Here is a 13,747-nt window from a genome sequence, read left to right on the forward strand (position 1 = left end):
CGCGTAGCGCGCCTTTTGGCGAACAAAAGAAAACCCGCTTTGCGAGTTTCGATAAAAGTGAGTTGCCGCCGGGCAACCCCCGGCCAACCGCCCTCAGCAGAGAGACAGCCCGACCGGCCAGGTCACCCAAACTACATGGGCATCCGGTCCCTACCGTCCCGGACCCCTTGCCGCACTTCCTGGATCACGCCCAGCAAATCCCAGAACTGCTTGGCCTGGACCTTGAGCCGGTAATCGGTCTGGGCGATCTGCTCTTCGACCATTTCGGTCATGCGCGAATCCAGGTCGGCCGGGGGCAGCTTGAGGTAAGCCTCGCTTTCGGAGCCGTCGCGCACGATGGTGGCACCGGCCTTGCGGGCGATGTTGAGCATGGCGGTGTTTTCGCTGAGCGCGTGGATGAACATCATGTCGACGCCATCGTTGCGGGCGTGCATCACGGCGCGGTCGAACAGGCGCGAGCCGTAGCCCCGGCCGCGGGCCTGGGCCAGCACCGAGACGCCGAATTCGGCGCAGCTCTTGAGATTGGGATCGGTCGAATGCGCCAGGTGGGCCATGGCGATCAGCTGCAGCTTGCGGTTGTAGATGCCGAAGATCTCGTCGCGGTCGAAGTTCAGGCCGTCGACATAACGGCGCACCTGCTCGTCATTGGCCGCGTAGCCGAAGCGCAAATAACGGTCGTGTTCGCCCAGGGCCAGCAAATGGGTGGCGATGCGTTCCCCGTGGCTGGGGCCTATGGAACGGATGGGGACCATGACCGGCTGGACGTGCGGGGCGGCAGCAGGCTGCTGCTGGGGCGCGCGCGTCTCTGCTACAGGCGGGCGGAAGAACTCCTTGCTCGCGTTGTAGGATGCTTTTAAAAGTGTGCCGGGTGAAACCATGGCTTCAATATAAGGGTTTTCCCTAGAATTCCCAGCCTAGGGGTTTCTCAAAGGCCGTGAATAGGGAGGTCCGCCGAAATTGCAGAATTAGCCCGCCAACAGGTCTCGTTAAGCTATTAAAATCATAGCAAATCAGCTTTGGGCAGCGAAAATGTTGCATTGCAACAACAAAATTCAGACCTCCATCCTGTCAAATCCAGCACGGAGCCATTGGCTACCGGCTTGTTGACGCGGGGCTGACTCGCCCCCCAAGCCTCACAAAGGCACGGCCGTGGTTGCCTTGACCCGGTCCAGCACAAAGCTGGTTTTGCAGTCCTGCACGCTGGGATGCTTGAGCAGGGTGTCCATGATGAAGCGGCTGTAGTGGGCCATGTCCTCGACCAGCACACGCAGCAAATAGTCCATTTCCCCCGTCAGCGCGGCACATTCGGCCACCTCGGGCCAGGTCTGAACGCTGGCGCGGAACAGGTCCATGGGGTTGCGCTTGTGGCTTTCGGTGTGTTTTTCGAGCCGTACGTTGAGGTAAGCCGTCAGGCCCAGGCCCACCGCCTCGGGTTTGACCAGCGCCACATAACGGTCTATGACACCGCTTTCCTCGAGCCGCTTGACGCGCCTGAGCACCGCGCTGGGCGAGAGGCCCACCTGTTCGGCCAGCTGGTCGTAGGTGGCGCGGCCGTCGTCCTGAAGTTTGCGCAGAATCTGGCGATCGAGCTTGTCGAGTGTTTCCATGCCGCTTATTTTGCAGGTTTACTGCGTTAGAAGCAATTCAAACGCCCTATTTCGCAGTAAAACTGCCCGGAGGCGCCGCTAAAGTCCATGCATACCCCCACATTTTTGGAGACACGCATGAACGCACGCGACGACGCCGCCCTGAACTTTGAACAAGGCGCGGCCTGGGACAACCCCATGGGCACGGACGGCTTCGAGTTCATCGAATACGCCGCCCCCGACCCGGCCGCCATGGCGGCGCTGTTTGTGCGCATGGGCTTCAAGCCGATCGCCAAGCACCGCCACAAGAACGTGACGCTGTACCGCCAGGGCGGCATCAACTTCATCCTGAACGCCGAGCCCGATTCCTTCGCGCAGCGCTTTGCGCGCCAGCACGGCCCCAGCGTCTGCGCCATCGCCTTTCGCGTGAAGGACGCCAAATTCGCCTATGAGCGCGCGATTTCGCTGGGCGCCTGGGGCTATGCCCACACGGCGGGCCCGGGCGAGCTCAACATCCCGGCCATCAAGGGCATCGGCGACTCCATCATTTATTTCATCGACAAATGGCGCGGCAAGAACGGCGCGCAGCCCGGCGACATCGGCAACATCGGCTTTTACGACGTGGACTTCGAGCCCCTGCCCGGCGTCGAGGCCGATGCGCTGAACCCGGCGGGCCACGGCCTGACCTATATCGACCACCTGACGCACAACGTGCACCGCGGCCGCATGGACGAATGGGCGGGCTTTTACGAGCGGCTGTTCAACTTCCGCGAGATCCGCTACTTCGACATCGAAGGCCAGGTCACCGGCGTGAAAAGCAAGGCCATGACCAGCCCTTGCGGCAAGATCCGCATCCCGATCAATGAAGAAGGCAATGAGAAGGCCGGCCAGATCCAGGAGTACCTGGACCGCTACCAGGGCGAGGGCATACAGCACATCGCCATGGGCAGCAACGACCTGTTCGCCACGGTGGACGCGCTGCGCGCCAGCGGCGTGAAGCTGCTGGACACCATAGACACTTATTACGAGCTGGTCGACAAGCGCATCCCGGGCCACGGCGAAAGCGTGGCGGACCTGAAGAAGCGCAAGATCCTGGTGGACGGCAAAAAGGGCGCGCTGCTGCTGCAGATCTTCAGCGAAAACCAGCTGGGCCCCATCTTCTTCGAGTTCATCCAGCGCAAGGGCGACGACGGCTTCGGCGAGGGCAATTTCAAGGCGCTGTTCGAGAGCATAGAGCTGGACCAGATGCGCCGCGGGGTTCTGGCGGACGCAAAGGCGGCCTGAAAAGCGGGGGCACAATAAAGCTCCCATCGACCACCCCCTTACGGAGATTGCCATGTCCCTTCGCCTGAAACTGCAACGCCCCCTGGCCCTGCTCGGCCTCGCCTCGGCATCGCTGCTCGCCTGCGGCGCCGCCTCGGCCCAGACCGCGTCCAGCCTGGACGCCGTGCAAAAAGCCGGCGTGCTGCGCATCTGCACGCCGGGCGACTACAAGCCCTTCAGCTTCCAGAAGCCGGACGGCAGCTTCGAGGGCATAGACGTGGACCTGATGGCCTCGCTGACAGCCAGCCTGGGCGTGAAGCCGGAATGGGTCAAGACCAGCTGGTCCAACCTGATGCCTGACATGACGGCCGGCAAGTGCGACTTGGCCGTGGGCGGCATTTCGGTGACCACCGAGCGGCAGAAGAAGGCTTTTTTCAGCGCCCCCTATATGGTCAACGGCAAGACGCCTATCGCGCGCTGCGCCGACGTGGCCAAGTACCAGACGGTGGCCGACATCGACAAGCCGACGACGCGCGTGATCTTCAACCCGGGCGGCAGCAACGAGCGTTTTGCCCGCGCCAACTTCAAGCAGGCGCAGATGCGGCTCAACCCCGAGAACCTGACGATTTTTGACGAAATCCTGGCCAACCGCGCAGATGTGTTCGTCACCGAATCGGCCGAAGCCATCACCCAGCAAAGGCTCAAGCCGGGCCTGTGCGCGATCAACCCCGACAAGCCGCTGCAGTACGGCGAAATGGCCTACCTGCTGCCGCGCGGCGACGTGCCCTTCAAGGCCTATGTCGACCAGTGGCTGCACCTGGCGCGCGCCAGCGGCGAATACCAGCGTGTGGAGAGCCAATGGCTGAAGTAGCCGACAGCAAGAGCAACAGCACCCCGCCGCCGGCGGTGTACGGCCAGTCCGACCGGCCGCCGCGCGGCGACTATGCGCGCGGCGGCCAGGTCAACGCGGACTACACCTGCCCGCAGAACTACGCAGCCTATACCGCGCAGGACCACGAGACCTACCGGCGCCTTTACACGCGCCAGTCGGCCCTGCTGGCCGGGCGGGCCTGCAGCGCCTTCATCAAGGCCCTGCCCAGCCTGGGCGCAAGCGACGCGATCCCGCGCTTTGAAGACATCAACGAACGCCTCTTCAAGGCCACCGGCTGGCAGCTGGTGGGCGTGCCGGGGCTGATCCCGGAGGTGCCGTTTTTCACGCTGCTGGCGAACCGCAAATTCCCGGTGACTGACTGGATACGCACGCCGGCCGAGTTCGACTACATCGTCGAGCCCGACATCTTCCACGACCTGTTCGGCCATGTGCCGCTGCTGTTCGACCCGAGCTACGCCGACCACATCCAGGCCTACGGCAAGGGCGCGCTGAAGGCGCATGCGCTGGAGCACGGCACCCATGGGACGGAGCCGATTCCCGGCGCGGTTGAGATGCTCTCGCGCCTGTACTGGTACACCATAGAGTTCGGCCTGATGCGCGACAAAAACGGCAGCCATGACGTCAGCGCCTATGGCGCCGGCATCCTGAGCAGCCCGGGCGAGCTGGCCTGGAGCGTGGAGTCTCCCGAACCCAAACGCATCCCGCTGCGCGACAACGCCGAACTACTGCGCTGCATGTCCTCGACCTACAAGATCGACACCTTCCAGCAGCAATACTTCGTGATCGACAGCTTTGAGGCGCTGCTGCGCCTGACGGAGCCGGACTTCACGCCCTTCTACAAAGAACTGGCCCGGACGCAGGCTGCGGCCTAAGCAGGGCTGGCCATCCAGTCGTTGAGTGCGTGCCGGGTCCGCTCGGCCAGCTCGCACACCCGCGCCACCTGCTGACCCGCATCGGCAGGCCACTGGCCCTGCAGGCAGGACTGCTCGAGCACAAAACAGGCGTCGCTGAGGGCCTCGGCGCCGACGTTGGACGCCGCGCCCTTGAGGGCGTGCGCGGCCCGCGAGAGCTCTGCGCTGTCCGAAGCCTCCAGCGCCGCGCGTATGTCGTCCATGCGGTTCGGCGCGTCGCTGGCGAACAGGGCGATCACCTCGCGCGTCATGCTGCGCTCCTCGTCGTCGAATTCCTTGAACTGCTCCAGGCGGCTCCAGTCCATCAGGACCACTGAGGGTGCCCCGGCTTGCGCCGGCTGGCCCTGGGCGGGCGCCGCTTCGGCCGCCATGATTCTCGCGGCGCCGGCGTCCTCGGGTTTGCGGGCGTAGCGGGCCAGCGCCTCCGACAGCTCGTCGATGCGCAGCGGCTTGGGCAGGAAACCCACCATGCCGGCCGCCAGGCAGCGCTGGCGGTCCTCCTCGAGCACCGAGGCCGTCAGCGCGATGATGGGCGGCGCGGCCGCGCCGTGGGCCGCGATGATCTCGCGCGAGGCGGCAAAACCATCCATCACCGGCATGTTGGCGTCCATGAGGACGGCGGCATAGGGCCGCGGGCCGTCGCGGCTGCTCACGCCGCCTTCGGGGCGCAGCGAGGCGGCCACACGGTCCGCCGCCTCGCGCCCGTTGAGGGCCGTGGCGGCCTCGTAGCCCAGCTTGGCCAGCATGGCCAGGGCCACCTTGAGGTTCACGGCGTTGTCGTCGGCCACCAGGATGAACTGGTTGCGCGACTCGGGCTTGCCGGCTTCGGCCACGGCCTTGGCCGCTTCCTGCGCCGAAGTGACGCGGGCGATGGCCTCGAACAGCTGGGACTGCCGGTAGGGCTTGAGCAGGCGCGCGTCGAACACCTTGGCCTGCTCGCCGGTGGGCATGGTGCCCGAGGTCAGCAGCACGATGCGGGTGTCCGGGTGGCGCTCGCGAAGGGTCTGCGCAAAAGTCTGGCCGTCCATTTCGGGCATGTGCATGTCGGTCACCACCACGTCCACGGGCGGTTGGCTTCGCAGCCAGTCCAGCGCTTCGCTGGCGCGCTCGAACAGGGCGGGCTCCATGCCCCAGCGCCTGAGCTGCTTGTCGAGGATGCGCAGGTTGACCGGGGTGTCGTCCACCACCAGCACGCGCTTGCCGGCCAGGCTGACCATGTGCAGCGAGGACAGCTGGGCGATCTCCGGCGCATCGGCATAGCCCAGCCGCGCGGTGAACCAGAAGGTGGAGCCCTGGCCGGGCGCGGACTCCAGCCCGACGCCGCCGCCCATCAGGCCGGCCAGGCGCTTGCAGATGGCCAGGCCCAGGCCGGTGCCGCCGTATTTGCGGGTGGTGCTGGTGTCGACCTGGGTAAAGGACTGGAACAGCGCGGACTGCCGGTCCAGCGGAATGCCTATGCCGGAATCCTTGACGCGGAACTCGATCAGCCCGCCGCGCTCGGGGGTAGCGTCCTCCAGCACGTGGGCCGAGACGATGACCTGGCCGCGCTCGGTGAACTTGACGGCGTTGTTGACGAAGTTCAGCAGCACCTGGCGCAGGCGCGTGACGTCGCCGCGCACCCAGGTGGGCAGTTCGTCGCCCATGTCGACCAGCAGTTCCAGGCCTTTTTCGCGCGCGCGCGGCGCGCCTATGTCGCAGGCCTCCTCGATGGTGGCCAGCAAGTTCAGCGGTTCGTTTTCGAGGTCCAGCTTGCCGGACTCGATCTTGGAAAAGTCCAGGATGTCGTTGATTACGCCCAGCAGCTGGTCGCTGGAAACGCGCATGGTGTGCAGGTAGTCGCGCTGCTCGGGGTCCAGCGGCGTGTCGGCCAGCAAAGTGGTCATGCCCACCACGCCGTTGAGCGGGGTGCGGATCTCGTGGCTCATGGTGGCCAGGAAGGCGGCCTTGGCGCGCGCCGCGGCGAGCGCCTCCTCGCGGGACGCGGCCAGCTCGGCGGTGCGGCTGGCGACCCGCGCCTCCAGCGTCTCGTTGGCGTCCTGCAGGGCGACGTTCTGCGCGGCGATGGCCGCGCGGTTGCGCAGGATTTCCTCGGCGCTGTCGTGCATGGCCTGCGACAGCTGCCGCACCTCGGTGATGCGGGCGTTTTGCTGCACCTGCGGCACCTCGGCGCGCGCCAGTTGCGCTGCGGCGACGCTCAAGCCCCGGAAACGCCGACTCAGGCGGTAGGCCAGCCAGGTCGCCAGCCCCGCGCCCAGCACCAGCGCCAAGGCCATCACGGCCAGGGTTTTCTGCAGGGCGGCCTGGCTGGCGGCGGCAAAGTCGCTTTCAGGCGCGGCCACGACCAGGCTCCAGCGCAGCCCCAGGCTCTCTCCGAAGGGCTTGAGCACCACGATCAGGGTGTCGCCCTCCATGGGCACACGGTGCAAAAAGGCCACGCGCTGCACGCTGTCGGGCAGCGTCCTGCCCAGGCTGGAGGCAACTTCGTTGTAGGCGCTGCGAACGATGGCATTACGGCTGTCCATCGGTCGCCTGCGCTCAAGCTTGCCCTGCGCCGCGGAGAACAGCGGGTCTATGGTGGAGTTGGCGACCAACAAGCCGTTCTCGTCGAGCAGGAAAGCCGTACCGTGGGCACTGAAGACCATGGTCTGCAGCAGTTCCTTGAGACGCGCCAGGTGCAGATCGACAGCGAAGACGCCCAGCGAGCCGCCGTCCGCGCCGTAAACAGGCTGCGACAGGGTGATCAGCAGCTGGTTGTGGGCTTCCGAAGGAGCCACGGCGGTAAAGCTGCGGCCCTTGTTCTCCATCGCTCCCTGGTACCACGCGCGGGTGCGGGGCTCATGGTTCGCGGCCTCGGTGCTGGTTTTTTGCCGGCGGTCGCCGGCATACTCGGCGGAAAAGAAGGTGCGGCCTTGACCGCCTTCCTTGCGCACCGCCACCTGCGTGGCGTGGCCGCCGCCCGAGGTGAGCGCCTCGACGCCCAGGTATTCACCGCGATGGGTGGCCAGGACCATGTGGGGCACCTGGGGCGTCATGCGGGTCATGGCAAACGCGGTCTGCTCGAACAGGTTGGGGTTCTGGATCAGCTGGCGGGCGCGCGCCACGCCGGCCTCGCCGGGCTGGTCCTGGACCAGGCCGTTGAGCACGACGTGGGCCTGCGCCAGGTGCTCCTGGGTGCTGATCTGCGCCCGCTGCGCCACGCCGTCCACGGTTTTTTCGGCCAGTGTCTGCACGCTTTGCAGGTTGCTGCGGTACAAAAACCAGCCCACGGTGGCGGCCGGCACCAGCGAAAACAGCAGCAGGCTGGTGACCAGCACCGCGCGCAGCGACCAGCTGCGCCCGCGCAGGCCGCCTGCCACCTGGGGTGCGGTCATGCCAGCCCCACGATTTCCACGGTGTCCAGCGGCTTGGCGCGTCCCGCGATCTGCACCAGCGCGCGGCGGCCGGTGCGCACCGCGCCGGTCACCAGCCGCGTGGCCTGCACGCTGGCGGCAATGGTCCAGTCCAGCGAGGGCTGGCCCTGGAACAGCCTGAGCGCGGCGGCCACCGTGTCGCCTATGGGCGTGGTCTGGCCGGACCGGCCTATCAGCCCGTCCAGGCGCGCAAAGGCGACCGGGCCGGTGTGCAAGGCCACGCCCAGTGCGAAGTTCGGCAGGCCGCGCTCCGGGAAACGCTGGCGCACATAGGTGTCTATGCGCTTGGTGGCATCGGCCAGCCCCAGGGCCGCGCGAATGGCGCGCAGGCCGTGGTTGACCGACTGGGTGTCGGCGGCGTCGACAAACACGCACAGCATGCCGTCGCCGACAAACTGCATGTAGTGCGCGCCGAACAGGTAGACGGTGTCGCCGACGCTGCTGTAGAGCCGCTTGACGACGTCGCTGAGTTCCGGGCCGGACAGGCACTGTGTCCACAGGCCGTAGTCCCGCATGTCGGCGAACAACACCGTCGCGCTGGCGAATTTGTCGTTGTCCTGCACCACGCCGGTTTCGGGCCACTGCTGGCTCAGCGACTGCGCCATGCGCAGCTCGTAGAGGTCGCTGATCTTCTGGCCCTGCTCCACCAGCGCCAGCTGGACGGCCTTGTCCACCACCTGGGCGCGCATGGCCTCCGCCCGGGTGAGCTTGTTGAGTTGCGCGTTGACCGCCTCGCGCAGCTCTTGCGGGGCGAAGGGCTTGGTCAGGTAGTCGTCGGCGCCGGTGGTCATGCCCTGGCGCATGTGGGTGCGGTCCTGCAGCGAGGTCAGCAAAATCACGGCGGTGGTGGCCAGCGCGTCGTCGTTGCGCACCCTGTCAAGCACCTCGAAGCCGTCAAGCTGGGGCATCTGGATGTCGCTGACCACCACATCCGGCCTGAATTCGCGGATCAGCTCCAGGCCCTTGGCGCCGTCGTCGGCCTCCATGACCTCATGGCCTTCCTTCTTGAGCACCTGGGTGACCAGCATGCGCGTGCCTGCGTCATCATCAATCACCACGATCAAAGGCATATACCGGACTCTCGCTGTTGTGTTCTGGGGGATTCAGGAAGCTAGGGCCCTTATTTTGTCGGCAATGCCCGGAAAAAGCGCGCTGCAAGGGCACTCTTTGAACCGGTTTTTTTTCACAAGCGCCAGATCGGGTCTAATCCTTTGCTTACCGGGTAATCCCTCCTACAAAAAGAGGGCGTAATAGTTTGTTACTTCGCTTACGATATCCTTCCAAATGAGGAGTTTTTCCCTTACCCACGAAATGCCCGGTTTTCGGGGGAAACAAGGCTCCTGACAAGAGGCGTTCAACGCCCGTAGCAGAGTTACAAAAACACCGCATTCATTCCATTAACCGAAACAGCAGGAGAAACTTATGGGCTTTTTCATGAAAGAACACGACATCTACATCGGAACGATGCTGGATGAATTGAACCTGCGCTTTGCGCCCTCTCAGGGCAAAGAGTCGCATTTCGGCGGCATCCTGGAAATGGTCGCCCTGCAAAAGGAGTTCAAACTCTTCAAGAAGGGCCGCTCGTTCAAGATGAGCTGCGCCGCGCTCAACCTGGGCGCCCGCAACAACGAGGTCAAAAACCTCTGGCAGAACCTGCTGGGCAACCTGTACCGCCATGGTTCCAACAAGAAGGGCCTGGACGGCGACGCCGCCATCGTGGACGCCCTCATCAGGAACCTGGCCTCCAAGACGCCCTTGCCCGTCTATTTCACCTCCCACGACATGCGCGGCGACAAGTCGAACACGGAAGTGAAGATCATCGACAAGAGCCAGCCCATCCACTACCTGGAGCAGGATTACCTGACGATTTCCATTCCGATGCAGCCGATCTCGGCGGTCAAGCAGTCGGCAGCCAAGCCGGCCGCCAAGCCCGCGGCAAAAAAACCCGCCACCAAAAAGAAGTAAGCGGGCCGGCTGCGCACCATGACCGGGAGCCTCCAGGCCGGGGACCACCTGGCACAGCTGTACCGGGACGTTGAGCATTACTACTCCGGGAAAATAAAGGCCCACGGCGCCACCCCCTTGGGGGTGGCTTGGCCCTGCCAGCCAACGCAGGAGTTGCGCTTTGTGCAGCTGCTGCGTGTGTGCGGACCGGAGGCATCTTTCTCACTCAACGACCTGGGCTGCGGCTACGGGGCTTTGCTGGCATTCCTGGCAAAGCGGCACCGGCGCAAGAAGATCGACTACCTGGGACTGGACCTGTCGGCGCAAATGATCGACGAAGCCCGCCGCATGTGGGGCAAGCGTTCGCAGACCGAATTTCTGGTGGCGAATGCCAGCCCCCGCGTGGCCGACTACTCGCTGGCCAGCGGCATCTTCAACGTCAAGCTGAACCAGGGCGAGGCGCTCTGGACGCACTTCGTCGAAACAACCTTGACCGCCATGCGCGCCGCCAGCCGGAAGGGTTTCGCGGTGAATTTCCTCGCGCCGCTGGCCCCGGGGGAGACGGCCCAGACCGAGCTCTACAGGACACCTCCCGACGTGTGGCAGTCCTACTGCGAGAAAAACTTTCACGCCCAGGTTGAGGTGCTGCAGGGCTACGGAATGCGTGAATTCACGCTGCTGGTACGCCTGGCTTAGGCGCCTGTCACCGTCCCATGAGTTCGGCCAACCGGCTCCGCTCGCTGAGCAGTGCCTGCTCGTACATTTTGGCGCCCGTCAGCTTGATCAATTCTTCCGCCTGGTTAAACAGCACCACGGCCTTTTCCAGTGCGCCCGCATCCGCCGCCTGGCGCAGCACGCCCCCCCAGACAATCAGCGCCCGGCATTCCGTCAGGCGGTTGCTGCGCTGCTGCGAGAGCGTGATCGCCTCTTTCGCAATCACCAGCGCCTCGTCCAGGTTACCCGCCTTGTAGTGGCGCTCGGCGAGGCTGGCGCGTATCTCGGTTTCAAACTCCACAGCCACACGCGTGCCCATGACGAGGTCCAGCGCCTGCGAGTAACTTTCGTGCGCGGACTCCAGGTCGCCCCTGGTCACTTCGGCCAGGCCGTTGCACCACAGCGCGAATACCCTTGAATAAGGGCTTCGATGCTCCTGGGCGATCTTGGAGACTTTGCTGGAATGCTCGTGCGCCAGCGCGGCATTCTGGAAGCAAGAGGCAAGCTCGACCGACAGGTGATGCGCGATTTGCCCGATCACGGGATCGTCCAGCCCTTCGTCGGCCGACAGCATCTTTTGCAGGCATTCCTTCGCATCGTCGAAGCGCCCCATGCGGATCAGCAGGCGCGCGCGAATGCCGAGCACCCATTGTTCAATGCTGAAATCGATGAACTCCCGGTCAAACTGGTCGATGCTCGCCAGGCCCTGCATGGCGGCATCATTGGCCGCCAGGCCTTGCTCCAGCAGGCCCGCCCAGGCATAGGCCTGGCTCAGGGCGACGTTCAGCATCGCGACCCGCCCCGCGTCCCTGCCAGGCGGCGTCAGGGACAAGGCCTTGAGGACGCACTCCACGTAGTCATCGGCCGCACCCCCGCCGGACTGCAGGATTCGTCCCTGCGCGAACAGCAGCAGTTGCACCAGCCGACTGTCGGCCTCGCTGGCATGGCCTATGGCCTCCTGGGTGATCTTCTGGACTTCCTCAGGGCTCAGCCCCTCCCGCCAGCCCAGGTAGACGATTCTCCCGCCGGCAAGGGCCCGCAGGCTGTTGACCTGCGGCGACCGCTCGTGCCCGTCCAGCAGTGTCCAGACCTTGCGCCAATGCTTGATGGCCTGCGCCGAGTTCGTGGAGCCGGTCCACCTCGCGGCGCGCGCCTCGTGCTGCGCCGCATTGAGCAGCTGCCCGGCGGCTTCATAGTGGTAGGCAATCAGCGCGGCGAACTCGCCCGGCTGCGCGCTGTAGTGCGCCTCCATGGCGATGGCAACCGCGGCATGCAGGTTGGCGCGCCGCGCCTTGAGCTGCGTGCTGTAGGCCACCTCTTGGATGAGTGGATGGCGGAAAGCGAAACGCCGCCCGCCCGCGATCTCGCGCAGCAGCTGCAGCAGCTCGGCCTCGCACAAACCGTCCAGGCCGCTCTCCAGCTGGCTCACCAGGTAGACGGCGACGTCCTGCAGCACGGCCAGCGGAATTTCCTTGCCGATCACGGCGCAGACGTGCAGCAGCGTTCTCTGGGTGACCACCAGCCGGTCTATGCGCTCGCCGATGACGGCTTGCACGGTCGCCGGCAGCGCATGCGCCAGCGAGGCGACATCGGATTTTTTCTGGCTTGAAGCCGCCAGTGCGGCACTCTTTTCAATCAGCGAGTGCGCCAATTCCTCGGCAAAAAAAGGATTCCCGGCCGAGCGCTCCACGATAAGCGGGAAAAAATCAAGCAACTCGGGATAATGCCTGAGCCGCTCGCGCACCAACTCTTCCGTATCGGACAAACTCAGGTCCACCAGCTGAATTGCCCGGAAGTGGCGCATCGTCCACCAGGGCGCCTGGTAGCCCGGCCGGTAGTTGAGCAGCAGCAGAGTCCTGGTTCCGGCGACAGCGGCGACCAAGGCCGAGAGGAACTCCGCGCTGGCGTCGTCCAGCCAATGAAGGTCTTCAAAAACAATGACGGAGGTGGCGGCGCCGGCCTGCTTCACCAGTTCATGCAGCAAGCCCAGCAGCCGGGCGCGCCGCGCCTTGGGGTTGAGTGTGCAAAGCTGGCTGTTCGCGTCGGCCACGCCGAGGAACTCGCTGAGCAATGCGAGGTCGTCCGCGGAGACGGCGCCCAGCTTTGCGAGCCCCCGCACAATGCATTCCCGCGCGGCGGCGGCATCCTGCGCCGGCGTGATGTGGAAAAAACAGCTGCGCAGCAACTGAAGGACCGGCTGCAAGGGCGTGGCATGGCCGTAAAGCTGTGTCCTGACCTCGAAGACGGGCACATGGCGCAGATGGCACCATTGGGCAAATTCGTGGCAGAGCCGGCTCTTGCCCGAGCCGGGCGCGCCGGACAAACCAATCACGGAACCTTCGCCGTTCTCGGCATTGCGCAGCGCGTCCTGCAGCGCGGCCAGCTCTTGCGACCGTCCCCGAAAAAGCGACAGCGCGGCCTCATGAAAGCTGTGGTGCTGCACGTCGTTTTTCATGCCCAGCAGGGCGTGCAGTTCGACGGGCTCCGTGATGCCGCGCAGCGGGTGTTTGCCCATGGGCCGGACGTCGCAAGCCGAGCGCACCAGCGCCAGGCAGTCGGCCGTCATGCAGATTCCTCCGGGCTCGGCCAGGGCCACCACGCGGCTGGCCAGGTGAATCGCATGGCCGTGCACGCCGCCGCCCCGGGTGGCGTCGACCGCCTCGGGGTCCAGGGCAACCTGGCCCGAATGCAGGCCGACCCGTATGCGCAGGCTCGAGTCGGGGCCCTCGAAAGCCGCCTGCATCGCCAGCGCGGCCTCGCAGGCCAGGCTGGCGTGGCCTTCCAGCGCGCGGGGCACGCCGAACAAGGCCATGATGCCGTCACCCAGCGTGCGCACGATGGTGCCGCCGAAACGCTCCACCGCATTGCACATGCGCTGCACGGCGGGCCGCAACTGCTCCATGGCCTGCTCGGGGTCCAGGCCGGCCACATGCTCCGTAGAACTGACGACGTCTGCAAAAAGAATGGTGGCGTGCTTGAGTGCACCCCACTGGATTTCAGAGACCGGCGAGGGCAAATTGGACGGCT

Annotated in this window: 10 protein-coding genes; 5 read left to right on the top strand and 5 right to left on the bottom strand. The window is 65.1% G+C overall.

What is annotated here, in order from left to right; genetic code table 11:
- Positions 1-131: 131 nt before the first annotated feature.
- Entirely contained in the window at positions 132-878 is a 747-nt protein-coding gene (locus BLQ85_RS20690) for a GNAT family N-acetyltransferase (protein WP_074579861.1), read from the bottom strand.
- Positions 879-1,133: 255 nt separating this feature from the next.
- Positions 1,134-1,607 carry an Lrp/AsnC family transcriptional regulator gene (locus tag BLQ85_RS20695; RefSeq protein ID WP_007867295.1) on the bottom strand — a complete coding sequence of 158 codons (474 nt, stop codon included), beginning with the start codon at positions 1,605-1,607 and terminating at the stop codon, positions 1,134-1,136.
- Positions 1,608-1,724: 117 nt separating this feature from the next.
- Here BLQ85_RS20695 and hppD point away from each other — a divergent pair, with 117 nt between their 5' ends.
- Genes hppD through phhA form a run of 3 tightly spaced genes read left to right on the top strand, consistent with a single transcriptional unit; the run spans position 1,725 to position 4,613 of the window.
- Complete coding sequence (gene hppD / locus BLQ85_RS20700) at positions 1,725-2,870, top strand: 4-hydroxyphenylpyruvate dioxygenase (protein ID WP_074579863.1); 1,146 nt, start codon at positions 1,725-1,727, stop codon at positions 2,868-2,870.
- A 52-nt stretch (positions 2,871-2,922) separates the two neighbouring features.
- A complete protein-coding gene (locus tag BLQ85_RS20705; RefSeq protein WP_074579891.1) occupies positions 2,923-3,720 on the top strand; it encodes a transporter substrate-binding domain-containing protein in 798 nt (265 codons plus the stop codon).
- Entirely contained in the window at positions 3,708-4,613 is a 906-nt protein-coding gene (gene phhA / locus BLQ85_RS20710) for a phenylalanine 4-monooxygenase (RefSeq protein WP_074579865.1), read from the top strand. Before BLQ85_RS20705 ends, phhA begins: the two co-directional genes overlap by 13 nt.
- Here the strand turns inward: phhA and BLQ85_RS20715 are convergent.
- Together BLQ85_RS20715 and BLQ85_RS20720 are read right to left on the bottom strand one after the other, a co-directional pair.
- A complete protein-coding gene (locus tag BLQ85_RS20715; protein ID WP_074579867.1) occupies positions 4,610-8,023 on the bottom strand; it encodes a response regulator in 3,414 nt (1,137 codons plus the stop codon). The genes phhA and BLQ85_RS20715 overlap by 4 nt on opposite strands.
- Positions 8,020-9,132 carry an adenylate/guanylate cyclase domain-containing response regulator gene (locus tag BLQ85_RS20720; RefSeq protein ID WP_074579869.1) on the bottom strand — a complete coding sequence of 371 codons (1,113 nt, stop codon included), beginning with the start codon at positions 9,130-9,132 and terminating at the stop codon, positions 8,020-8,022. The genes BLQ85_RS20715 and BLQ85_RS20720 overlap by 4 nt, the downstream gene beginning before the upstream one ends.
- Positions 9,133-9,496: 364 nt before the next feature.
- On the opposite strand from BLQ85_RS20720, the gene BLQ85_RS20725 reads away from it, so the two are divergent.
- Positions 9,497-10,027 carry a hypothetical protein gene (locus tag BLQ85_RS20725; protein ID WP_139201079.1) on the top strand — a complete coding sequence of 177 codons (531 nt, stop codon included), beginning with the start codon at positions 9,497-9,499 and terminating at the stop codon, positions 10,025-10,027.
- Positions 10,028-10,045: 18 nt separating this feature from the next.
- Entirely contained in the window at positions 10,046-10,702 is a 657-nt protein-coding gene (locus BLQ85_RS20730) for a class I SAM-dependent methyltransferase (protein ID WP_074579871.1), read from the top strand.
- A 7-nt stretch (positions 10,703-10,709) separates the two neighbouring features.
- Here the strand turns inward: BLQ85_RS20730 and BLQ85_RS20735 are convergent, their stop codons facing one another.
- On the bottom strand, positions 10,710-13,736 hold the full coding sequence (locus BLQ85_RS20735; protein ID WP_217631835.1) for an ATP-binding protein: 3,027 nt from the start codon (positions 13,734-13,736) through the stop codon (positions 10,710-10,712).
- Between the last annotated feature and the right edge of the window lie 11 nt (positions 13,737-13,747).

Source organism: Polaromonas sp. JS666 (genome assembly GCF_900103405.1).
Lineage (GTDB): Bacteria > Pseudomonadota > Gammaproteobacteria > Burkholderiales > Burkholderiaceae_C > Polaromonas.